Source organism: Streptomyces naganishii JCM 4654, from assembly GCF_014650575.1.
GTDB classification, from domain to species: domain Bacteria; phylum Actinomycetota; class Actinomycetes; order Streptomycetales; family Streptomycetaceae; genus Streptomyces; species Streptomyces naganishii.
Map to the genome: position 1 here is coordinate 271,222 of NZ_BMVF01000003.1, position 21,094 is coordinate 292,315.

Annotated in this window: 18 protein-coding genes and 1 pseudogene; 8 read left to right on the forward strand and 11 right to left on the reverse strand. The window is 74.4% G+C overall.

The window, feature by feature from the left end:
- Nucleotides 1–53 precede the first annotated feature (53 nt).
- Both IE217_RS06585 and IE217_RS06590 read right to left on the reverse strand, forming a co-directional pair.
- A complete protein-coding gene (locus tag IE217_RS06585) occupies nt 54–1,292 on the reverse strand; it encodes an ROK family protein (protein ID WP_190176765.1) in 1,239 nt (412 codons plus the stop codon).
- A 234-nt stretch (nt 1,293–1,526) separates the two neighbouring features.
- Nucleotides 1,527–2,177, reverse strand: coding sequence for an alpha-ketoglutarate-dependent dioxygenase AlkB family protein (locus IE217_RS06590; RefSeq protein WP_190176766.1), 651 nt, complete (start codon nt 2,175–2,177; stop codon nt 1,527–1,529).
- 126 nt (nt 2,178–2,303) lie between these two features.
- Here IE217_RS06590 and IE217_RS06595 point away from each other — a divergent pair, with 126 nt between their 5' ends.
- Nucleotides 2,304–3,449 carry a methyltransferase gene (locus tag IE217_RS06595; RefSeq protein ID WP_190177022.1) on the forward strand — a complete coding sequence of 382 codons (1,146 nt, stop codon included), beginning with the start codon at nt 2,304–2,306 and terminating at the stop codon, nt 3,447–3,449.
- Between the two features lie 23 nt (nt 3,450–3,472).
- Here IE217_RS06595 and IE217_RS06600 read toward each other — a convergent pair whose 3' ends face one another.
- On the reverse strand, nt 3,473–4,333 hold the full coding sequence (locus IE217_RS06600) for a class II fructose-bisphosphate aldolase (protein WP_190176767.1): 861 nt from the start codon (nt 4,331–4,333) through the stop codon (nt 3,473–3,475).
- A gap of 96 nt (nt 4,334–4,429) precedes the next feature.
- Entirely contained in the window at nt 4,430–5,311 is an 882-nt protein-coding gene (locus tag IE217_RS06605) for an SIS domain-containing protein (RefSeq protein ID WP_190176768.1), read from the reverse strand.
- A 123-nt stretch (nt 5,312–5,434) separates the two neighbouring features.
- Here IE217_RS06605 and IE217_RS06610 point away from each other — a divergent pair, with 123 nt between their 5' ends.
- Nucleotides 5,435–6,214 carry a DeoR/GlpR family DNA-binding transcription regulator gene (locus tag IE217_RS06610; RefSeq protein ID WP_190176769.1) on the forward strand — a complete coding sequence of 260 codons (780 nt, stop codon included), beginning with the start codon at nt 5,435–5,437 and terminating at the stop codon, nt 6,212–6,214.
- Nucleotides 6,215–6,303: 89 nt separating this feature from the next.
- On the opposite strand, the gene IE217_RS06615 is transcribed toward IE217_RS06610, so the two are convergent.
- A complete protein-coding gene (locus IE217_RS06615; RefSeq protein ID WP_190176770.1) occupies nt 6,304–6,687 on the reverse strand; it encodes a luciferase domain-containing protein in 384 nt (127 codons plus the stop codon).
- A 198-nt stretch (nt 6,688–6,885) separates the two neighbouring features.
- Here IE217_RS06615 and IE217_RS06620 point away from each other — a divergent pair, with 198 nt between their 5' ends.
- From IE217_RS06620 to IE217_RS06630, 3 genes and pseudogenes are all read left to right on the forward strand, one after another.
- Nucleotides 6,886–7,491 carry an Rv1733c family protein gene (locus tag IE217_RS06620; RefSeq protein ID WP_229865070.1) on the forward strand — a complete coding sequence of 202 codons (606 nt, stop codon included), beginning with the start codon at nt 6,886–6,888 and terminating at the stop codon, nt 7,489–7,491.
- A gap of 46 nt (nt 7,492–7,537) precedes the next feature.
- Nucleotides 7,538–7,768 (forward strand): annotated as a pseudogene (locus tag IE217_RS35195) (cytochrome P450); the annotation flags it as partial.
- Nucleotides 7,769–7,840: 72 nt separating this feature from the next.
- On the forward strand, nt 7,841–9,103 hold the full coding sequence (locus tag IE217_RS06630) for an MFS transporter (RefSeq protein WP_190176771.1): 1,263 nt from the start codon (nt 7,841–7,843) through the stop codon (nt 9,101–9,103).
- A gap of 499 nt (nt 9,104–9,602) precedes the next feature.
- Here the strand turns inward: IE217_RS06630 and IE217_RS06635 are convergent, their stop codons facing one another.
- Entirely contained in the window at nt 9,603–12,116 is a 2,514-nt protein-coding gene (locus IE217_RS06635) for an ATP-dependent Clp protease ATP-binding subunit (RefSeq protein WP_190176772.1), read from the reverse strand.
- A 150-nt stretch (nt 12,117–12,266) separates the two neighbouring features.
- Here IE217_RS06635 and IE217_RS06640 point away from each other — a divergent pair, with 150 nt between their 5' ends.
- Nucleotides 12,267–13,010 (forward strand): maleylpyruvate isomerase family mycothiol-dependent enzyme, encoded by a 744-nt coding sequence (locus IE217_RS06640; RefSeq protein ID WP_190176773.1) that lies wholly within the window; start codon nt 12,267–12,269, stop codon nt 13,008–13,010.
- 23 nt (nt 13,011–13,033) lie between these two features.
- Here the strand turns inward: IE217_RS06640 and IE217_RS06645 are convergent, their stop codons facing one another.
- The 3 genes from IE217_RS06645 to IE217_RS06655 all read right to left on the reverse strand — a co-directional run bounded on the left by IE217_RS06645 (nt 13,034) and on the right by IE217_RS06655 (nt 15,936).
- Nucleotides 13,034–13,699 (reverse strand): response regulator transcription factor, encoded by a 666-nt coding sequence (locus IE217_RS06645; RefSeq protein ID WP_190176774.1) that lies wholly within the window; start codon nt 13,697–13,699, stop codon nt 13,034–13,036.
- Complete coding sequence (locus IE217_RS06650; protein ID WP_190176775.1) at nt 13,696–14,922, reverse strand: sensor histidine kinase; 1,227 nt, start codon at nt 14,920–14,922, stop codon at nt 13,696–13,698. Before IE217_RS06650 ends, IE217_RS06645 begins: the two co-directional genes overlap by 4 nt.
- A gap of 324 nt (nt 14,923–15,246) precedes the next feature.
- On the reverse strand, nt 15,247–15,936 hold the full coding sequence (locus IE217_RS06655; protein ID WP_190176776.1) for a TetR/AcrR family transcriptional regulator: 690 nt from the start codon (nt 15,934–15,936) through the stop codon (nt 15,247–15,249).
- A gap of 187 nt (nt 15,937–16,123) precedes the next feature.
- Between IE217_RS06655 and IE217_RS06660 the strand changes: the two genes are divergently transcribed.
- A complete protein-coding gene (locus IE217_RS06660) occupies nt 16,124–16,540 on the forward strand; it encodes a nitroreductase family deazaflavin-dependent oxidoreductase (RefSeq protein ID WP_308432691.1) in 417 nt (138 codons plus the stop codon).
- Here the strand turns inward: IE217_RS06660 and IE217_RS06665 are convergent.
- Complete coding sequence (locus tag IE217_RS06665; RefSeq protein WP_190176778.1) at nt 16,530–17,783, reverse strand: geranylgeranyl reductase family protein; 1,254 nt, start codon at nt 17,781–17,783, stop codon at nt 16,530–16,532. The two genes, IE217_RS06660 and IE217_RS06665, sit on opposite strands and share 11 nt — an antisense overlap.
- 216 nt (nt 17,784–17,999) lie before the next feature.
- On the opposite strand from IE217_RS06665, the gene IE217_RS06670 reads away from it, so the two are divergent.
- Nucleotides 18,000–19,352, forward strand: a complete 1,353-nt coding sequence (locus tag IE217_RS06670) for a dipeptidase (RefSeq protein ID WP_190176779.1) — start codon at nt 18,000–18,002, stop codon at nt 19,350–19,352.
- 574 nt (nt 19,353–19,926) lie between these two features.
- Here the strand turns inward: IE217_RS06670 and IE217_RS06675 are convergent.
- Complete coding sequence (locus IE217_RS06675; RefSeq protein ID WP_190176780.1) at nt 19,927–20,967, reverse strand: NUDIX hydrolase; 1,041 nt, start codon at nt 20,965–20,967, stop codon at nt 19,927–19,929.
- Nucleotides 20,968–21,094 lie beyond the last annotated feature (127 nt).

The following is a 21,094-nucleotide window of genomic DNA, read 5'->3' on the forward strand; positions in this document are numbered from 1 at the left end:
GGGCGGTCGTGGGTGGGGCGAGCCCGGCTGGGGCACGGGCGTCGCGTGGGCTGTCAGGTGAGGGCCGTGAGGGGGTCGTCGAGGACCGGCTGCCAGGCCAGTTCGGCGGCGCCCACCAGGCTGTTGTGGTCGAGGGTGCAGGGCAGGATGGGGACGCCGCCGCTCTGGCCCCACAGGCTGCGGTCGGCGACGACGGCGCGCAGGCGCTGCGGGTCGGCGTCGCACAGGGTGCGGTGCAGGCCGCCGAGGATGATGCGGTCGGGGTTGAGGATGTTCACCAGGCCGGCCAGGCCCAGACCCAGGCGGTCGATGAGGGCCTCGGTGGCGCCGCGGACGGCCGTGTCGTCGTAGTGGTGGCGGATGAGGTCGTCGGCCTGCTTGAGCAGGGAGACCTCGGGGCCTGGCTCGCGGCCCGCGGCGGTGAGGAAGGCCATCGGGTCGGCCTCGACGTCCAGGCAGCCCCGGCTGCCGCAGTGGCAGGGACGCCCCTCGGGGTTGACCGTGAGGTGGCCGACCTCGAGCGCGAGGCCCGAGCTGCCGGAGTGCAGCCTGCCGTCCAGCACCAGCGCGCCGCCCACGCCCCGGTGGCCGGTGGCCACGCACAGCAGGTCTCGGGCGCCCCGCCCGGCGCCGTGGCGGTGCTCGGCGAGCGCGGCGAGGTTGACGTCGTTCGCGGCGAACGCCGGTCCGCCGATGCCCGCCGCGCGCACGCACTCCGCGAAGATCCGCCGTACCGGCGCGCCGGCGGGCCAGGCCAGGTGGAGCGGGTTGAGGGCCAGGCCGTCCGGCTCGGCGACCGCGGACGGCACCGCGAGCCCGGCGCCCACGCACCGCCGGCCGGTGGTGCGCAGCAGCTCGGCGCCGGCCTCCACGACGGATCCGAGCACCTTGGCCGGGTCGGCGTCCACGGTCTCGCAGCCCGGCGCGGTGGCCACGATCCGGCCGCCGAGGCCGACCAGGGCCGCACGGAAACCGTCGGCGTGCACCTGCGCGGCGAGGGCCACCGGGCCGTCCTCCGCGACCGACAGCCGGTGCGAGGGGCGGCCCTGCGAACCGGCGGCGGCGCCCGGCCGGGCGTCCACGCGGATCAGGCCGAGCGCCTCCAGTTCGGCGGCGACCGCGCCGGCCGTCGCCCGGGTCACCCCCAGTTCGGCGGTGAGCACGGCCCGGGTCGGGGCGCGCCCGGTGTGCACGAGCTCCAACGCGGGCCCGAGCGCGCCGCGCCCCCGGTCCAGCCGCGTCCTCGAGGTGGTCCCTTCCCCCGCCGCCCGGGGGTCCGCCTTGCCGCTCATGAGGGCGAGTCTGTCATGATCCGCAGGCCGGGCGGCCCAGAGTCTCCCTTCCGGATTCCGCCGCGGTCGCGGGGCCCGGCACGCACTCCCCCAGGCTCTTCGAGCGGGGGACCCGCATCGCGTCGCCGCCCTCCTCCGCCCTCCTCCGCCTTGCAGCCGCACGCGCCGCGCCCCGCTCGGGCCCGGCCGGGAGGCGCGGCGACGGGGAGCCGGCCTGATCCGGAAGAAAAGGTTTTAGAGGCCGCTCACGCGGAGGGTGATGTTCAGGCGCCCCCTCAGCCCCAACCCCGGTGGCGCGGTGCCCGGGTGGACGCGCGGCACGCCGTGGTAGGCGAGCCGCGACGGGCCGCCGAACACGAACAGGTCCCCACCGCGCAGTTCGACGTCCGTCCAGGGCCGGTTGCGGTTCTCCGTGTTGCCGAAGCGGAACACGCACGTGTCGCCAAGGCTCAGCGACACCACGGGCGCGCCGGAGCGCTCGTCGCTGTCGCGGTGCATGCCCATGCGGGCGTCCGCGTCGTAGAAGTTGATCAGCGCGATGTCGTACGCCGCGCCGGCCGCCGCCTCCGGTCCCAGCGCGTCGGCCACCGCGCGCCGGCCCAGTTCGCCCAGCCAGACCGGAAACGGTTTGACGGGCGCCCCGTCGCCGTCGACGACGGTGCGGGCGTAGCCGTACGGATACCAGTGGAGGCCGAGACAGACCTGGCGGGCGGTCATCGTGCCGCCGCCGGGGGTGCGCACCGTGCGCAGGCCGGCCGGCGGGCGGGCCCACTCCCGGCAGGCGGCGAGCAGCTCCGCCTGCCGCGCCGCGTCCAGCCACTCGGGCACATGCACCGCGCCCGGCGCGATCGTCGTACGGCCGCGGGGGAACAGCTCGGCGTCCACGGTGCCCTCCATAACCGTCCACGACGTCCACGATGGCCATGACGTCCACGCCCCTCGTACCTTCCATCCTGCCGGACCGGGCGTGAGCTGCGGCTCGGCTAACCTTGACGGACGATGAACGACCGTATGACCACGCCCTGGGGCGAGCTCGGGCTGACGCGCTTCCCCGAGCACCCGCATGACCGGCTGCGGGCCTGGGACGCCTCCGACGAGTACCTCCTGCGGCACCTCGCCGAGCAGGGCACCGACCTGTCGGGGACCGTCGTGACCGTGGGGGACCGCTGGGGCGCCCAGGTCACGGCGCTCGCGACGCACCCCTCGGTGCGCGTCCCGGTGCAGATCACCGACTCCTACCTCGGTCAGGAGGCGACCCGTGCGAACCTCGCCCGGGCCGGCGTGGAGCCCGGGGAGGTGCGGCTGCTGACCACGCGGGACGCGCCGCCCGGCCGTATCGACGTGCTGCTGGTGCGGGTGCCCAAGAGCCTGGCGCTGCTCGAGGACCAGTTGCTGCGGCTCGCGCCCTCGGTGCACCAGGACACGGTCGTCGTCGGCGCCGGCATGGTGAAGGAGATCCACACCTCCACGCTGGCGCTGTTCGAGCGCCTCCTCGGTCCGACCCGGACCTCGCAGGCCGTGCGCAAGGCCCGGCTGATCTTCTGCACGCCGGACCCGTCCCTGGAGCGGGCCGCGAACCCGTGGCCGTACACCTACACGCTGCCCGAAGGCGTCGGCGCCGTGTCCGGGCGGACGGTCGTCAACCACGCCGGGGTCTTCTGCGCGGACCGGCTCGACATCGGCACCCGCTTCTTCCTCGGGCACCTCCCGGACGGCCGCGACGCCCGCCGTGTGGTGGACCTGGGCTGCGGAAACGGCGTGGTGGGCACCGCGATGGCCCTCACCAGCCCCGGGGCCGAGGTGCTGTTCACCGACGAGTCGTTCCAGGCCGTGGCCTCGGCGGAGGCGACGTACAAGGCGAACGGCGCGCCCGGGCACGCCGAGTTCCGGGTCGGCGACGCGCTGGCCGGGGTGCCGGCCGGCAGTGTGGACCTGGTGCTCAACAACCCGCCCTTCCACTCCCACCAGGCCACGACGGACGCGACCGCGTGGCGGATGTTCACCGGGGCGCGGCGGGCGCTGCGCCCCGGCGGCGAGCTGTGGGTGGTCGGCAACCGTCACCTCGGCTACCACGTCAAGCTGCGACGGGTCTTCGGGAACAGCCAACTCGTCGCGGGTGACCCGAAGTTCGTGGTGCTGAAAGCCGTCCGGCGGTAGGGCGGGTCAAGCCGTGAGGGGCCTCACGTGCGGGGTGTGCCGATCACTCCGATGAGGCGTGCCGCCTCCCGCGCCATCGCCTCCCGGCCCACACCGAGGTACTTGCGGGAGTCGACGGCCTCGGGGTGGGCGGCCAGGAAGTCGCGGATCGCGCGGGTCATCGCCATGTTGAGGGCGGTGCCGACGTTGACCTTGGCGATGCCCCCGGCGACGGCAGCGGTGAGTTCGCCGTCCGGCACGCCGGACGAGCCGTGCAGGACGAGGGGGACGTCCAGCGCGCCGGCCAGCCGCTTGAGCAGATCGTGGTCGAGGGCGGCGGTGCGCTCGGTCATGGCGTGGGTGTTGCCGATGGCGACCGCCAGGCCGTCCACCCCCGAGTCGGTGACGAAGGCGTGCGCCTCGCCGGGGTCGGTGCGGGCGCCGGGGGCGTGGGCGTCGAGCGGGGGCCGGCCGTCCTTGCCGCCGACCTCGCCCAGTTCGGCCTCGATCCACAGGCCCTGGGCGTGTGCCCACTCGGCGGCGGCCCGGGTGGCGGCGAGGTTCTCGGCGTACGGCAGCCGGGAGGCGTCGTACATGACGGAGCTGAAGCCCGCCTCCACGGCCTGCCGCAGCAGGTCGTCGCTCTGCACGTGGTCGAGGTGCAACGCGACGGGCACAGCGGCCCGTTCGGCCGCGGCGGCGGCGGCGCGGGCGAGCGGCAGGAGCCGTCCGTAGCGGAACTTGACCGCGTTCTCGCTGACTTGGAGCACGACGGGTGTGCCCGCCGCCTCGGCGCCGGCCACGACGGCCTCGACGTGCTCCAGCGTGATGATGTTGAAGGCGACGACGGCGGAGCGCGCGGCGGCGGCGCCGCCGACCAGCTCGCCGGTGGCTGCAAGCGGCACGGCCTGTCCTTTCGTGGGCTGCCTGCGGGAGAGGGCGACGGGTGGCCGCCGGAGGACGACGGGCGTGCTTTCCTGACTGGCTTTCCTGAATGGCCGTCAGGGCGTGAGGATCACCGAGCGGGTGAGGTGGCGCGGCCGGTCCGGGTCGAGGCCGCCGGCCGCCGCGACGGCGACGGCGAGCCGCTGGGCGCGCACCAGTTCGGCGAGCGGGTCGAGGCCGCCCTCGATCCACAGTGCGCCGGTGGCGCGCACCTGCCCGGCGAGTCCTTCCGGCGCGCTGCCGAGCATCCAGGTGGCCGTGCCGCGGGTGGTGACGCTGATGGGCCCGTGCCGGTACTCCATCGCCGGGTAGGCCTCGGTCCACGACAGCGAGGCCTCGCGCATCTTCAGCGCGGCCTCGTTGGCGAGTCCCACGGTCCAGCCGCGTCCGAGGAAGGTGAACTGGGTGCAGTCGGCCAGCCCTTGGGGCAGCGGTTCGGACAGCGCGGTGCCGGCGTCGGCGACGACGGTGTCGGTGTGCAGGCCGAGGTGGGCGCGCAGCAGGGTGAGCGCGGTGGTGGCGAACCTCGTCTGGACCACGGAGCGTTCGTCGGCGTAGTCGAGGACGACGAGGTCGTCGGCGGCGTCGACGACGGGGGTGTGCGGGTCCGCCGTGACGGCCGTGGTGCGGGTGCCCGGCCTCGACTTGCCCAGGAGTTCCAGGACTTCGGTGGTGGTTCCGGAGCGGGTGAGGGCGACGACCCGGTCGTAGGAGCGGCCGTGGGGGAACTCCGAGGCGGCGAAGGCGTCGGTCTCGCCCTGTCCCGCGCCCTCGCGCAGGGCGGCCGCCGCCTGTGCCATGAAGTACGAGGTGCCGCAGCCGACGATCGCGACCCGCTCCCCCGGTGCCGGCAGCGCCGGGCGGTGTCCGGCGGCCTCGGCCGCCGCGCGGGTCCAGCACTCGGGCTGGCTCGTCAGTTCGTCCTCCACATACGTCATGACACACCCTCCGCTGTGATTGTTCCTGCAAGATAGCGCCGACTTTCGAGCACAATCAAGCACTACGGACCAGGTATGTCGGGTGCGTTAGGGTCACGGAGGACCGTGGATCGGAGGGTGCGGATGTCGCGGGACGCCCGCTGGAAGTCGCTGCTGGAGCTGCTCGTCGAGCGCGGGCGCCTGGAGGTCGAGGAGGCGGCGGCCGAGCTGGGCGTGTCGGCCGCGACCATCCGGCGCGACTTCGACCAGCTCGCCGAACAGCAGATGCTGGTGCGCACCCGGGGCGGCGCGGTCGTGCACGGCGTCTCCTACGAACTCCCCCTGCGCTACAAGACCGCCCGCCGCGCCTCGGAGAAGCAGCGGATCGCCAAGGCGGTCGCGGATCTCGTCGCGCCCGGTGAGGCGGTGGGCCTGACCGGCGGCACGACGACCACCGAGGTGGCCCGCGCGCTCGCGGTGCGCGGCGATCTCGCCACCGGCTCGCCCGCCCTGACCGTGGTGACCAACGCCCTCAACATCGCGGGGGAGCTCGCCGTACGGCCCCAGTTCAAGATCGTGGTGACGGGCGGGGTGGCGCGTCCGCAGTCGTACGAGCTGATCGGACCGCTGGCGGACGGCGTACTCGGTCAGATCACCATCGACGTTGCCGTGCTCGGGGTGGTCGGCTTCGACGTCGCCCACGGCGCGGCGGCGAACGACGAGGCGGAGGCCGCCGTCAACCGGCTGCTGTGCGAGCGCGCCGCGCGCGTGGTCGTGGCCGCCGACTCCAGCAAGCTGGGCCGGCGCGCCTTCGCCCGGATCTGCCCGGCCGCCTCGGTGGACACGCTGGTCACGGACACCGCGGCGGAGCCGGAGACGGTGCGGCGGTTCGAGGAGGCGGGCATCCGGGTCGTCACGGCGTGAGGGACTCCGGCCCCACAGCGTGAGGGAGCCCGCGGGCGGGGTGCGTGCGGGGACGGGGGCGTGCGTGGGCGAGGGGGGCGTACGCGGGCTCAGGTGCGCAGGAAGCCCACGCCCCGGCCGTCGTTGCAGCCGGTGGCGGCGGTGCCGTTCCCCGTCGGCGCGTTCTGGTGGGCCTGGAGCGCGACGCTCACCAGGGTCATGAGCAGATCGACGTCCGCCGAGGCGTCGAGGCGGACGGTCACCCACTGCGAGCCGGGCACGACCCGGACCGCCGCGGCGAACCGCCTGAGGTCGCCCGCCAGCCGCCGGATGGCCCGGTCGGTGAGGTGGAGGTCGACGTCCCGGTCGGAGTGGAAGTGCGCGATCTCGCCATGCCGGGAGGTGAGCGCCTGCCCGGTGCCGCAACTCGGCTCCGCCTCCATCAGGTCTGGCCAGGTGGCCAGTTGGGCCAGGGCACGCGCCGCGAGCGTCATGGTTCCATCATGGCGCGCTCACCACGGGGCAACCGGCGCGTGAGCAAGCCTTAACCAATCCGTGTCCAAAACCCGCCGCCCGGCCGCCCTCGTCCTGATGATCCTCGCCGCCGCCGGGAACCGTCGCCGAGCCTGTTCCACCGTCGCTCCAGGTTCTCCGAGGAGCCTTTGATCCGTTCTGGGCGCACACTGGCTTTGATGGCCATCGGTGCTCACGAGGGGGTGTCGAAGGTGACACGTCGTGCGGGAGTGTGGCTGTGGCGATGGCGGCGCAATCCGCTGAGGCGGACCAGTGACGTCGTGGAGGCGTGGATCCTGCTCGTCGCCTGGGTCCTCGCCGTGTCGGGCGGTCTGGTCGCCGGGCTGCTGACGGCGGGCGCGATGCAGCAGAGCGCCGACCGGGTGCGTGCGCAGAGCCGTCCGGTGGCGGCGGTGCTCACCCAGGAGGCGACCCACGGCGCCGCCCGGCCGACGAGCAGTTCCCTGGTCTGGGGGACGGTGCGCTGGACCGAGCCGGACGGCTCCGCGCACACCGACCGGGCCAGAGTTCCGGCCACCGCGCGGCCCGGCACCTCCGTCACGGTGTGGACGAACGGCCACGGCGCTCTGACCTCCCCGCCCGCCTCCGCCGCGGACACCGCGTTCCAGTCGGTGCTCGGCGGTCTGTGGGCCGGTACGGCAGCGGCCGGACTGGTGGTGGGCGGCTCCAAGCTGGTGCGGGCGCGGCTGGACCACCGCCGCTTCGAGCAGTGGGCCGACGAATGGGCCCGCGTGGACACGCGGTGGGGGCGCAAGACGGGCTGAGCGGTCCCCGCAAGTCACCGGATCCGGCGCGCTTTTCACGAGCTGGAACCCCTACGACTTCGACGTCACCCGGCGGAACAACGACCACGTCACCTTCGGCAAGGGCAGCCCTCACCTGTGCCTGGGCGACCTCCTCGCCCGCACCGGGATCCGGATCATGTCCGAGGAGCTGATCCCGCGCCTGGCCGGCATCCGCCTCGCCGGCGACGTGCCCCGGGTGCGGTGCGACTTCGTCAACGGCATCAAGCGGCTGCCGGTGGAGGTCACGCTCGCGTGACGGAAGCCCGGCGCTCCCCTGACCGCCCTTGCCCCGGAGCGACGGGCCTCCTAGCCTGCATTTGTGCCGCTAATGAACAAAGTCCGTTCGCACAGTGCCGTGCCGGACCACACCCTCACCCGTCTCCGAATAGCCCTGACCACCTTCTTCGCCCTGGACGGCTTCGTCTTCGCCGGCTGGGTCGTGCGCATCCCCGCCATCAAGCACCAGACCAACGCCTCCGCGGGCGCCCTGGGCATGGCCCTGCTCGGGGTCTCCGCGGGCGCGGTGATCACGATGACACTGACCGGGCGCCTGTGCCGCCGGTACGGCAGCCATCCCGTCACCGTCGTCTGCGCGGTCCTGCTGTCCCTCAGCGTCGCGCTGCCCCCGCTCACCCACTCCGTGTGGACCCTGGGCGCCGTACTGCTGGTGTTCGGCGCCGCGTACGGGGGCATCAACGTCGCCTTCAACAGCGCGGCCGTCGACCTGGTGGCCGGGCTGCGGCGACCGGTGATGCCGACCTTCCACGCCGCCTTCAGCCTGGGCGGCATGACAGGGGCGGGCCTCGGCGCGATCGTCGCGGGACATGTGTCCCCCGCACAGCATCTGCTGGGCCTCACCGTGATCGGCCTCGCCGTCACGGCGGTCGCGGGCCGCACGCTGCTGCGCGTCCAGCCACCGGGCCCGGTACAGGCCGCGCGCCCCGCTGAGGGTTCGGGCGCGGTGGACGGGCCGGGCCCGGCGGAAGGGGCCGGCCCGGTGGGCCGCGAACGCGCCGGCGGCTCCGCCGTGCGCCGCGCGGGGGGCCGGACGCGGGGGGTCGTACTCGTGCTGGGGCTCGTCGCCCTGTGCACGGCGTACGGCGAGGGGGCCATGGCCGACTGGGGCGCGTTGCATTTCGAGCAGGACCTGGGGGCCTCGCCGGGCGCCGCCGCGGTCGGCTACTCGTGCTTCGCGCTGGCGATGACGGTAGGGCGGCTGAGCGGTACCGCCCTGCTGGAACGGCTGGGCCGCACCCGTACGGTCGTGGCGGGCGGCGCCACCGCGGCGGCGGGCATGCTGCTCGGCGCGCTCGCGCCCTCGGTGTGGGCCGCGCTGCTCGGCTTCGCCGTCACCGGCCTGGGGCTGGCCAACCTCTTCCCGGTGGCCGTCGAACGTGCCGGCGCCCTCGCGGGCCCGAGCGGCGTCGCGACGGCCTCCACTCTCGGCTACGGCGGCATGCTCCTCGGACCCCCGGCGATCGGCTTCATGGCCGACTGCTTCTCCCTGCCGACCGCACTCACCAGCGTCGCCGCACTGGCGGCCGTCGCCGCCACGATCGGCTTCGTGACCCGGCGGGCGCTGCACGACTGAGCCGGCACGCACCCCACGCGGCCGACGCCGAACGCGCCGGACGCGGGACGCCACGGGCGCCGCAGGCCTGACTCCCGCCCCCCCGACGCGGACCGCGCGCGTCCGCCACGGGACCCGCCCGCACGACCGACGAGGGACCCGCCCGCACGACCGACGCGGGACCCGCCACACGGCCGGCACGGGTCACGCGCGCGACCGACGGGGGACGCGCGCTGCGGCCAACCCGAGAACCCACCGCACGACCGACCCGGTTCCCCGCGCGGCCGAGCCCGCGGTGCCAGCGCCGAGTTTCGGCGGACCGGCGGTGCCGCACGTCGGGGCCGCCCGCCGCGGCGGCCCCGCCGTCCTCGTCACCCCGCCCGCCGCCTCGGCCGTACGGCTCCGCCGGCGCTCCCGGTCACATCGGCCCGACCGGCTTGGCCGCGCCCGCCGCCCGTGCCCGTCCGGCGCGCGCCGAACTCGTCGCCCCGCCGGCCTCGTCCGCCCCGCCGCGGGACGGTCACATGGACGGTGCGGTCGTCGCCGCCGGTCGCTCCACCCGGCAGACCAGGGCGTCGTTCACGACGTCGGCCACGATGGTGTCGCCGGGGTCCGCCGAGTCGCTGAGCAGGAGGGAGGCGATGCGGTTGTCGAGTTCGGACTGGATGGTGCGGCGCAGCGGGCGGGCGCCGAACTCCGGCTGGTGGCCGTGCGCGATGAGCAGCTTCTTCGCGGCGTCGGTGACCTCCAGCTCCATTCCCTGGGCCCGCACGCGCCGCCGGCTGTTGTCGAGCAGCAGGTCCACGATCCGGTCGAGGTCCTGCTCACCGAGCGCGTGGAAGATGATGATCTCGTCGATGCGGTTGAGGAACTCGGGCAGGAACCTCGCCCGCAGGTCCTCCATCAGCTGGTCCTTGATCGCGCTCACGTCCCCGTGGTGGGCCAGGATCCGCTGGGCGCCGATGTTGGAGGTCATGATGACCACGGTGTTGCGGAAGTCGACGGTGCGGCCCTGGGCGTCGGTGAGCCGGCCGTCGTCGAGGACCTGGAGCAGGGTGTTGAAGACGTCCGGGTGGGCCTTCTCCACCTCGTCGAACAGCAGCACGCTGTACGGCTGGCGGCGCACCTTCTCGGTGAGCTGGCCGGCCTCCTCGTGGCCGACGTAGCCGGGCGGGGCCCCGACGAGCCGGGAGACCGTGTGCTTCTCCTGGAACTCGCTCATGTCGAAGCGGACCATGCGGCTCTCGTCGCCGAAGAGCAGTTCGGCGAGCGCCTTGGCCAGTTCGGTCTTGCCCACCCCGGTGGGGCCGAGGAAGAGGAAGGACCCCACGGGCCGGTTCGGGTCGCTCATGCCGGCACGGCTGCGGCGCACCGCCTGGGCGATGGCGGTGACGGCCTCGTCCTGCCCGACGACCCGGTCGTGCAGCGCGTCCTCCAGCTTCAGCAGCCGTTCCTTCTCCGTCTCGGTCAGCTGGGCGACGGGGATGCCGGTGCGCCGGGACAGCACGTCGGCGATGTCGTCGACGGTCACCTCCAGGACGCCCTCGCGGCGCTCGGCGAGCCCTTCGAGCTCGGTCTCCACCTCGGCGATGCGGTCCTTGAGCCCGGAGGCCCGCTCGAAGTCCTCGGCGGCGACGGCCTCGTCCTTCTCGCGGCGCAGCTTGGCAAGCCGGTCCTCGCGCTCGGCGACCTCGGTGGACCGGCCCAGCGAACGCAGCCGCACCCGCGCCCCGGCCTGGTCGAGCAGGTCGATGGCCTTGTCGGGCAGGAACCGGTCGGTGACGTAGCGGTCGGAGAGCCCGGCCGCGGCGACGAGGGCGTCGTCGCTGTAGCGGACCTGGTGGTGGGCCTCGTAGGAGTCGCGCAGGCCCTCCAGGATCTGCACGGTCTCCTCGACGCTCGGCTCGGGCACCATGACCGGCTGGAAGCGGCGCTCCAGGGCGGCGTCCTTCTCCACGTACCGCCGGTACTCGTCGAGGGTGGTGGCGCCGACGACGTGCAGTTCGCCGCGGGCCAGGGCCGGCTTGAGGATGTTGCCCGCGTCCATGGAGCCCTCGCCGGTGGCGCCGGCGCCGACGACGGTGTGCAGCTCGTCGAGGAAGAGGACCGTCGACTCCGAGGCCGCCTTCACCTCGTCGATGACGTTCTTCAGCCGCTCCTCGAACTGCCCGCGGTACTGGGCGCCCGCCACCAGCCCGGTCAGGTCGAGCGCGACGACCCGCTTGTTCTCCAGCGTCTTCGGCACGTCCCCGGCGACGATCCGCTGGGCGAGGCCCTCGACGATCGCGGTCTTGCCCACGCCGGGCTCGCCGATGAGGACCGGGTTGTTCTTGGAGCGGCGGGAGAGGATCTCCACGGTCTGCTCGATCTCCAGCGCCCGCCCGACCACGGGGTCCAGCTTCCCGGCCCGGGCCTCCTCGGTGAGGTCGCGGCCGTACTGGTCGAGGGTCGGGGTGTTGCTGGGGGTCTCGGCGCCGCCCTGGGCGGCCTCGGCGCGCGCGGCCGTCTCCGCGCCGCGGCGCACCTGCTCCGCCTCGAGGCCGTGCGCGGCCAGGACCCGCCCGGCCGCCGCACCCGGGGTGTCGAGCAGGGCGCCGAGGATGTGTTCCGGGCCGATGTACGACACTCCGGCCGCCCGTGAGTGCTCGTAGGCGCGCAGCAGTACGCGCTTGGCGGCCGGGGTGAGGCCCGGCTGGGACGAAGGGGTGCCGCTCTCGCCGGGCAGCGCCTCGGCGAGGTCGGAGCCGAGCCGGTCGGGGTCGGCCCCGGCATGGGCGAGCAGGCCGCGGGTGGGTTCCACCTGGGTGCACGCCCACAGCAGGTGCTCGGTGTCGAGGTCGGAACTGCCGTCCTCGGCGGCCCGGCTGGTGGCGCGGTTGATCAGTTCGCGCGCGGACTCGGTCAGCAGCCGCCCGATGGGCACCCGCTGCACCTGCGGGGGCGAGGCTCCCGGCGTCATCCCGAAGAACCGGTTGAGGATCTCGGAGAACGGGTCCGGGCCGCCGAAGGAGGCGCCGAAGGAGGACATCGTCATGATCGCCGTCCGGGACACTGGGAAATGAGTCCCTTCCACCCCAACCCACCGAATGGCCCACCGCAACGCGGCATACGCCGACCCGGGTGGCGGCGCCTTCGCCGGGACCCTCTTGCCCGGGGGCGGGGCACGTGGGGCACACTCCCCCGCATGGACACCGAGGAGCTCCTGCGCGTACTGGACCAGGAGGGCCGCCTGCTGGCCGCGGCCGCCGAGGAGGCGGGCACGGGGGCCGGGGTGCCGCCCTGCCCCGGCTGGCGGGTGCGGGACCTGCTGCGGCACACGGGCGCCGTGCACGAATGGGCCGCCGCCTTCGTCGCCGGCGCGCGAACGGCGCCGCGCCCCATCGCGGACGGGCCGGACCTCGACAGCGCCGAGCTGGTGGACTGGTACCGCGAGAGCCACCGAAGGCTCGTCGAGACGCTGGCGAAGGCGCCCTCGGACGTCGAGTGCTGGACGTTCCACCCGGCGCCCTCGGCCGACCCCTCGCCGCTGGCGTTCTGGACCCGCCGCCAGGCGCACGAGACGGCGGTCCACCGCTTCGACGCCGAGTCGGCGCGCGGCGGCGCCCCGTCCGCGATCGGCACCGACTTCGCCGTGGACGGCGTGGACGAGTTGCTGCGCGGCTTCCACGCCCGCTCCCGCAGCCGTGTACGCAGCCCCGAGCCGAGGGTGCTGCGGGTGCGCGCCACGGACGCCGACGCGGTGTGGACGGTACGCCTGTCGGACGCGCCGCCGGTCACCGTTCGGGACGCCTCGGGGCCGGCGGACGCCGAACTCGCCGGTCCTGCCGACCAGTTGTACCTGTCCCTGTGGAACCGGCGCCCGGTGCCGGAGGTGACCGGAGACCCCGCGCTCGCCGAACTGTGGCGGCGGACCTCGGCGATCACCTGACCACGGACGGGACCGGCGCGCGGTCAGCCCAGCCAGCCGGGGCGGACCAGGCCCGACTCGTAGGCGATCACGACGAGTTGGGCGCGGTCGCGGGCGCCGAGCTTGATCATGGTGCGGCTGACGTGGGTCTTGGCGGTCAGGGGGCTGACCACCAGGCGGCGGGCGATCTCGTCGTTGGACAGGCCGATGCCGACCAGGGCCATGACCTCGCGCTCGCGTTCGGTGAGCCGGGAGAGCGCCCCGGCGGCCGCGGGCTGCTTGGAGCGGGCGGCGAACTCGGCGATCAGGCGGCGGGTCACGCCGGGCGAGAGCAGGGCGTCGCCGGCGACCACCGCCCTGACGGCGCGCAGGAGTTCATCGGGTTCGGTGTCCTTGACCAGGAAGCCGGAGGCGCCCGAGCGGATCGCCTCGAAGACGTACTCGTCCAGTTCGAAGGTGGTCAGCATGACCACCTTGACCTCGCCGAGCGCCGCGTCCCCGGTGATGCGCCGGGTCGCCGCGAGGCCGTCGAGCAGCGGCATGCGGATGTCCATCAGGACGACGTCCGGGCGCAGTTGGCGCACCTGGCGCACGGCATCCTCGCCGTCGGCGGCCTCCCCGGCGACCTCGATGTCCGGCTGCGCGTCGAGCAGGGCCCGGAAGCCGGCCCGCACCAGCGACTGGTCGTCGGCGAGCAGCACACGGATCACCGGTTGTCCTCCTGGTTCGTCAGGGGCAGCACGGCCACCACCCGCCAGCCGCCGCCCGGTTGTTCACCGGCGTCGATGGTGCCACCGAGCGCGGCGGCCCGCTCCCGCATCCCGGCCAGCCCGTTGCCGCTGCCGCCCGCGTCCGCGCCGGTCGCCGGCCCGTCGTCGTCCACGCACAGCCGCAGCGCGCCCCCCTCGTGCGCGATGCGCACCCGGGCGCGCCGGGAGCCCGAGTGCCGTACGACATTGGTGAGCGCCTCCTGCACGATGCGGAAGGCGGCGAGGTCGGCGCCCGGCGGCAGCGGGGGCGCCTCGCCCTCGACCTCGACCGTGAGCCCGGCGCCCGCCGCCTGCTCCACCAGTTCGGGCAGCCGGCCGAGGCCGGGCGCCGGGGCGCGCGGGGCGGCGCCGGGGGTGCGCAGGGTGTCGAGCACCTGGCGGACCTCGCCGAGCGCCTCCTTGCTGGCGGCCTTGATGGTGGTGAGCGCGGTGCGCGCCTGCTCGGGGTCGGTGTCCAGGAGCGCGAGCCCGACCCCGGCCTGGACGTTGATGACGGAGATGCTGTGGGCGAGGACGTCGTGCAGTTCGCGGGCGATCCGCAGCCGTTCCTCGTCGGCGCGCCGCCGGGCCGCCGCGGCACGTTCGGCGCGCTCCCTCGCCCACTGCTCGCGGCGGTTGCGGGCCAGCTCCGAGACGGCGAGGACCGCCACCACCCAGGTGGCGATGACGAGTTGCTGCTCCCAGGAGGAGGCGGTGTCGCCGGGCGGGGGCAGCAGGCGGTAGAGCCAGAGGGTGATGAGCGCGTGCCCGGCCCACAGCAGTCCCACGGCCGCCCAGGCGGCCCGGCGGTGCCCCGCCACGACCGCGCTGAAGCAGGCGACCACGACGGCGAGGAAGACGGGTCCGTACGGGTATCCCGCGGCGAGGTAGGCCAGGGTGGACGCCGCGGTGCCGAAGACCACGAACACCGGGTACCGCTTGCGCCACAGCAGCAGCCCGGAGGTCACCAGGAGCAGCAGCACGGCGTAGGCGTCCAGCGGCTCGCGGTGGCCGTGCTGGTTGCGGGCCGCGAAGGAGGAGCCGATGAGCACGAAGGCGGTGAGGACGACGGTCGACACCCACGGCCACCGGCCACCCGGCCGTTCCTCGCCGCGCCCCCGCCACGGCGGCCCGGGCCGGCCCCACCCCGGCGGTCCACCCGGGCGTATGCGCTGCTCTCCCATACCGGCCACGCTAGACGGCCCCCGCCGCACGGCGCGTCGGCCGCACGAGGTGATCACCCGTACTCCCGGGGAAGTACACCGGGCGGGCCGGACCGGCGGCCGGGGCACGCGTGAAGGCCGGGTCAGGTTCGGCACCCGGTCAGATCAGGCAGCCGTCCAGGCCGGAGGCCGGTCAGGCTCGGAGGCCGGTCACGGCCGAAGCCAATCAGACCCGGAGGCCGATCAGACTCGGAGGCCGATAAGACCCGGTAGCCGGTCACACCGGGAGGCCGATCAGACCCGGCAGCCGGTCACGCCCGGAGGGCAGTCACACCCGGAGGCCGGTCACGCCCGGAGGCCGATCGACTGCCCCAGTCGGGTCACCGCGTCCCTGAAGAAGGGTTCGCGGGCCTCCACGACCCGGTGGAACTGGCCGAACAGCTCGAAGCCGACCAGGCCGTACAGCTGCGCCCAGGCGGCGACCAGCGGGGCCGCCGCCTCCAGGGGCAGGCCGGGGGCGAAGTCGGCCGTCATCCGCTCGGCCTCCGCCCGCAGCTCGCCGGGGAGCGGGGGCGGGTTCAGGGCGCCGCGCTCGTGGGCGTCGCGGACGACGCCGATGAGGAGCAGACCGACCCGGGCCGCGGCGGGGACGGTGGTCTGCGGCGCGACGTAACCGGGCACGGGCGAGCCGTAGATCAGGGCGTACTCGTGCGGGTGCCCCAGCGCCCACCCGCGCACCGCCTCGCACACGGCGGTCCAGCGCACCGCCGGGCTCTCGTCGGCGACCGCCTCGTGCGCCGTCTCCGCGGCGGCGCCCAGGGAGTCGTAGGCGTCGATGATGAGGGCGGTCAGCAGGTCGTCGCGGCTGGGGAAGTACCGGTACAGCGCGGAGGAGACCATGCCGAGGTTGCGGGCCACGGCGCGCAGCGAGAGTTTCGCGGCGCCGTCGGCCGCGAGCTGCCGGCGGGCCTCGTCCTTGATCGCGGCGGTGATCTCCGTCCTGGCCCGGGCGCGGGCTCCCTGTGGGATGTTCATGCGAAGAGTGTTCCACGATTCCGGAGCGCCGCACACAAATGTGAGCGCTGCTCTTGCCATGGAGCACCGATCCGGCGCACACTGTTCTCAACCGAGAGCACTGCTCTCCCAACCAGTGGGGGTCACCATGCCGGCTTCGTCTTCCTCGTCGCCCTCTCCGTCGCCGTACTACCTCAAGGGCAGCCGGATGACCGTCCGTCTCAACGGCGTCATCGGCTGGCTGGCCCGCCGCGGGATCAGCCTCGCGGGTTCCGCGGAGCTGACCGTGCCGGGCCGCAAGAGCGGCAAGCCGCAGCGCGTCCCCGTCAACCCGCACACGTACGGCGGCGAGCAGTTCCTCGTCTCGGCCCGCGGCCACTCCCAGTGGGTGCGCAACATGCGTGCCGCGGGCGGCGGCGAGCTGCGGGTCGGCCGCAAGGTCCGCGCCTTCACCGCGGTGGAGCTGCCCGACGCGGAGAAGCTCCCCGTGCTGCGGACCTACCTGGAGAAGTGGGGCTGGGAGGTCAACGGGTACTTCCAGGGCGTGACGGCCAAGTCCTCCGACGAGGAGATCGCCGCGTGCGCCGGCGACCACCCCGTCTTCCGGATCACGGTCAGGGACTGACCGCGTCCTCGGCGGCGGCCGGGGCGGCGGGGACGGGCCGCCGGTCCATGGCGGCCAGGGCGCGCTGGGCCATGGGATGGGTACGGACCAGCTCGCCCAGCGAGGTGGAGCCCTGCGTGATGTCCCGGAACGCACGCCAGGCCGGGCGGAAGCCGGTCAGGGCGGCGTGGAAGAGTCCGGGGCGGCGCTCGAACACGGTCAGCATCCGCTTGCCGACGGCCATCTCGACGCCGAGGCCGGCCTTGACCGCGAACGCGTAGTTCAGGGCCTGGCGCCGGGTGTCCACCGCGTCGTGCGCCTCGGCGATCCGCACCGCCCACTCCCCCGCGAGCCGCCCGGACCTGAGCGCGAAGGAGATGCCCTCGCGCGTCCACGGCTCCAGCAGCCCGGCCGCGTCCCCGCACACCAGCACCCGCCCGCGCGAGAGCGGCGAGTCGTCGGCGCGGCAGCGGGTCAGATGGCCGGAGGAGATGCTCGGCTCGAAGCCGGCGAGGCCGAGCCGGGCGACGAAGTCCTCCAAGTACCGCTTGGTGGCGGCGCCTTCGCCGCGGGCCGAGATCACGCCGACCGTCAGGGTGTCCCCCTTGGGGAACACCCAGCCGTAACTGCCCGGCATCGGGCCCCAGTCGATGAGGACCCGCCCCCGCCAGTCCTCCGCGACCGTCTCGGGCACCGGGATCTCCGCCTCCAGACCGAGGTCGACCTGGTCCACCTTGACCCCGACGTGCGCCCCTATCCGGCCGGCGCTGCCGTCCGCGCCGACCACCGCGCGCGCCAGCACCGTCTCGCCGCCCTGGAGGACCACGGCGACCGTGCGCCGGTCCGGCACCGCCGAGCCGTGCTGCTCGACCCGGGAGACGGCCACGCCGGTGCGCAGCTCGGCGCCCGCCTTCTGCGCGTGCTCGACCAGCTGCTGGTCGAACTCGGGCCGGTTGATCAGGCCGAACAGCATCCTCTTGGAACGGCGGGTGCGGGTGAAACGGCCGTTGTTGGAGAACGTCACCGCGTGCACGCGGTCCTTCAGCGGCAGCTCGAAGCCGGGCGGCAGCGCGTCGCGCGAGGGGCCGATGATGCCGCCGCCGCACGTCTTGTACCGGGGCAGCTCCGCCTTCTCCAGCAGCAGCACGCGCCGCCCCGCGACCGCCGCCGCGTAGGCGGCCGAGGCCCCCGCGGGTCCCGCGCCCACCACGACGACGTCCCACACCTGCCGCACGTCGTCCGCCGAAGAGTTCTCGCTGCTCACGATGGTCTACCGCTCCCGATCAAGCCGCTCGCTGCTGCTGTCTCCCGCATCCTACGGCGGCCTGGGCCGGTGACCGCTGTGGGAGGATCGGCAGCGTATGCGCACCACACACCAGGACGCGCCTACGCTGACCCGATCATCCGGAACACCCAGGTGCCCGGAAGTACCACCCGAGGTACCCGCCGGCACCGAGTCGCACCTACGAGGAGCGTGCCCATGTCGTCGCATCCGGTCGCCGAGACCGTCGCCTCCCTGATGCCCAGGGCCCGGGCCGAACTCGCCGAGCTGGTGGCCTTCAAGTCGGTGGCGGACTTCGGCCAGTACCCGCGGAGCGAGAGCGAGGGCGCCGCGAACTGGGTCGCCGACGCGCTGCGCGCCGAGGGCTTCACCGATGTGGCGCTGCTCGACACCCCGGACGGCACCCAGTCGGTGTACGGCTACCTGCCCGGCCCCGAGGGGGCGCGCACCGTCCTGCTGTACGCCCACTACGACGTGCAGCCGCCGCTGGACGAGGCCGGCTGGGACACGCCGCCGTTCGAGCTGACCGAGCGCGACGGCCGCTGGTACGGGCGCGGGGCCGCGGACTGCAAGGGCGGCGTCATCATGCACCTGCTCGCGCTGCGCGCCCTCAAGGCCAACGGCGGCATACCGGTGCACGTCAAGGTGATCGCCGAGGGCTCGGAGGAGCAGGGCACGGGCGGCCTGGAGCGCTACGCCGAGGAGCACCCCGAACTGCTGCGCGCCGACACCGTCGTGATCGGCGACGCCGGCAACTTCCGCGTCGGCCTGCCCACGGTCACCACCACCCTGCGCGGCATGACCCTGGTCCGCGCCCAGGTCGACACCCTCCAGGGCAACCTGCACTCCGGCCAGTTCGGCGGCGCCGCGCCCGACGCGCTCGCGGCGCTGATCCGCGCCCTGGACTCGCTGCGCGCCGAGGACGGCTCCACGACCGTCGACGGCCTGCCCGGCGGGACCGCGTGGGAGGGGCTCCAGTACGACGAGGAGCAGTTCCGCAAGGACGCCAAGGTGCTCGACGGCGTGGAGCTGATCGGCTCCGGCACGGTCGCCGACCGCATCTGGGCACGGCCCGCCGTCACCGTCCTCGGCATCGACTGCCCGCCGGTCGTCGGAGCCACCCCCTCGGTGCAGGCGAGCGCCCGCGCCCTGATCAGCCTGCGCGTGCCGCCGGGCGTCGACGCCGCCGAGGCGACCAAGCTGCTCCAGGCCCACCTGGAGGCCCACACCCCGTGGGGCGCCCGGGTACGCACCGAGCAGATCGGCCAGGGCCAGGCCTTCCGCGCCGACACCACCAGCCCCGCCTACCGCGCCATGGCCGACGCGATGGCCGTCGCCTACCCGGGCGAGCGGATGCAGTACGCGGGCCAGGGCGGCTCCATCCCGCTGTGCAACACCCTCGCCGCGCTGTACCCCGAGGCCGAGATCCTCCTCATCGGCCTGAGCGAGCCCGAGGCCCAGATCCACGCCGTGAACGAGAGCGTCTCCCCCGACGAGCTGGAGCGCCTGTCGGTCACGGAGGCCCTCTTCCTCCTCAACTACGCGGGCTGAGAAGGCCTTTACCGCTCTCGGGGGGGGCGGGGCCGCACGAGCCACGGGATGCGGAGGTCCGCGCCGGGGGCGCCCTCGGCGCGGACGAGCAGCCGCTCCGAGGCGCGCGCCGGGGCGGGGAGCGGGCACCCGGTGCCTCCAAGGGCGGCCTGCACGACGGCCACGGTCACGGCGACGGCGCGGGCCGGCACCGGCGGCCGGCCCGGCCCAGCGCCCCAGGGCCGGCGACAGACCCCGCGCCGGGAAACCCGCCGCCCGACGACCGGCCCCCCAACCTCAGACGGCCACCGATCCCGCGGCGCGGCCCACCGCCGACGACCGGCCCGACCCATGGATGGCGACTGGGCCTGGCGCCGGGAACGTGGTTGTGGCGGTGGCCGCGCCGCGGACGTGCGCCGGGGTGTCCGGGCTCTGGCCGGCGGCGACGCCCGTGGGAGCAGTCCCGTGGGAACGGCCCCGTCGGAGCAATCCCGTCGGAACAGTCCCGCGGGAGCAGCCCCGTCGGAGGCGCGCCCGAGGGTCGGCTACCGGGTCACCGGGCCGGAGTCCGAAGCGAGCCGCCGGTCGCGGTCGGTCAGCCGATCGGCACGCCCGCTTCCAGGTACAGGGCGGCGCCGCGTTCGCGGGCGCGCAGGGCCCAGCGCAGGCGTTCGTAACGCACGGGCGGGAGGAGGTCGGCGGCCTCGCGCTCGGTGACGAAGCGGCAGTCGCGCAGCTCGGGCCCCGGCAGCAGCAGCCGGCCGGCGGCGGCCGAGTCGAGCCGGCCGCCGTCGAAGAGCAGGCGCAGACCGCCGTATCCGGGGGGCGCGGGCGGCTCCCAGTCGACGACGAGCAGCCGGGGCACGTCGGCCAGGCGTATCCCGGTCTCCTCGGCGACCTCGCGCATGCCCGCCCGCGCGGGAGCCTCGCCGGGCTCGACGACACCGCCCGGGAACTCCCAGCCGGCCTTGTAGGTGGGGTCGACGAGCAGCACGCGGTCGTGCTCATCGAAGAGCAGGACACCGGAGGCGACCGTCTCCGACGTCGGCTCGGGGGTCTGCACGATGTCGCACACGGACGCGGTCCCGCTCCCCACCGCCTCGGCGATCCGGACGGCCGTGGCGTAGGGCGTGAGCGCGCTGTTGTCGACGAGGTGGGCGTCGGCGGTCAGCCAGGCCGCGAGGGCCGCGCGGTAGGGCTCGATGTGGTCGTAGGACCACTGGCGCACCCGCATCTCGCCGGCCGGGAGGTCGGGCGGGACCTCCCGGCCGGCTATCCGCTCGCGCAGGATCGTTTCGGCCGGGGCCAGGAGTATGTGCCGTACGCCGATGCGGCGCGCGGCGAGCCCGCCGAAGATCTCGTCGCGGTACTCCTGGCGCAGCAGGGTCATGGGAACCACGAGGGTGCCGCCCAGCTCGGCGAGCATCGCGGCCGCCGTGTCGATCACCAGCCGGCGCCAGATGGGCAGGTCCTGGTAGTCGCCGACCTCGGCCAGATGCTTGGGCGGCAGCAGGTGCGGGAGTGCTCCACCGATGACTTCGGGGTCGAAGAGCGTGCTGTTCGGGATCAGTTCGATCAGTTCCCGTGCGGTGGTCGTCTTTCCCGCACCGAACGCGCCGTTGATCCAGACGATCACGTTTCCCCCTCTTCTGTTGGCCCCCTGTGGCTTGCCCGCTCCACCCTGCCACGGAAACCAGCCCCAGTTGAGGGCGCCGCACGCAAGGAGACCCGCAATCTGGCGGTGGGCACGCCACGGCGCCGGG

Bases quoted from the DNA above. Each gene is read 5' to 3' on its own strand.
- IE217_RS06605 (WP_190176768.1), bottom strand. From the start codon at position 5,311: ATGACGTATGTGGAGGACGAACTGACGAGCCAGCCCGAGTGCTGGACC.
- IE217_RS06670 (WP_190176779.1), top strand. From the start codon at position 18,000: ATGTCGTCGCATCCGGTCGCCGAGACCGTCGCCTCCCTGATGCCCAGG.
- IE217_RS06635 (WP_190176772.1), bottom strand. From the start codon at position 12,116: ATGACGATGTCCTCCTTCGGCGCCTCCTTCGGCGGCCCGGACCCGTTC.
- IE217_RS06630 (WP_190176771.1), top strand. From the start codon at position 7,841: ATGAACAAAGTCCGTTCGCACAGTGCCGTGCCGGACCACACCCTCACC.
- IE217_RS06585 (WP_190176765.1), bottom strand. From the start codon at position 1,292: ATGAGCGGCAAGGCGGACCCCCGGGCGGCGGGGGAAGGGACCACCTCG.
- IE217_RS06640 (WP_190176773.1), top strand. From the start codon at position 12,267: ATGGACACCGAGGAGCTCCTGCGCGTACTGGACCAGGAGGGCCGCCTG.
- IE217_RS06595 (WP_190177022.1), top strand. From the start codon at position 2,304: ATGACCACGCCCTGGGGCGAGCTCGGGCTGACGCGCTTCCCCGAGCAC.
- IE217_RS06620 (WP_229865070.1), top strand. From the start codon at position 6,886: ATGGCCATCGGTGCTCACGAGGGGGTGTCGAAGGTGACACGTCGTGCG.
- IE217_RS06610 (WP_190176769.1), top strand. From the start codon at position 5,435: ATGTCGCGGGACGCCCGCTGGAAGTCGCTGCTGGAGCTGCTCGTCGAG.
- IE217_RS06660 (WP_308432691.1), top strand. From the start codon at position 16,124: ATGACCGTCCGTCTCAACGGCGTCATCGGCTGGCTGGCCCGCCGCGGG.
- IE217_RS06615 (WP_190176770.1), bottom strand. From the start codon at position 6,687: ATGACGCTCGCGGCGCGTGCCCTGGCCCAACTGGCCACCTGGCCAGAC.
- IE217_RS06655 (WP_190176776.1), bottom strand. From the start codon at position 15,936: ATGAACATCCCACAGGGAGCCCGCGCCCGGGCCAGGACGGAGATCACC.
- IE217_RS06650 (WP_190176775.1), bottom strand. From the start codon at position 14,922: ATGGGAGAGCAGCGCATACGCCCGGGTGGACCGCCGGGGTGGGGCCGG.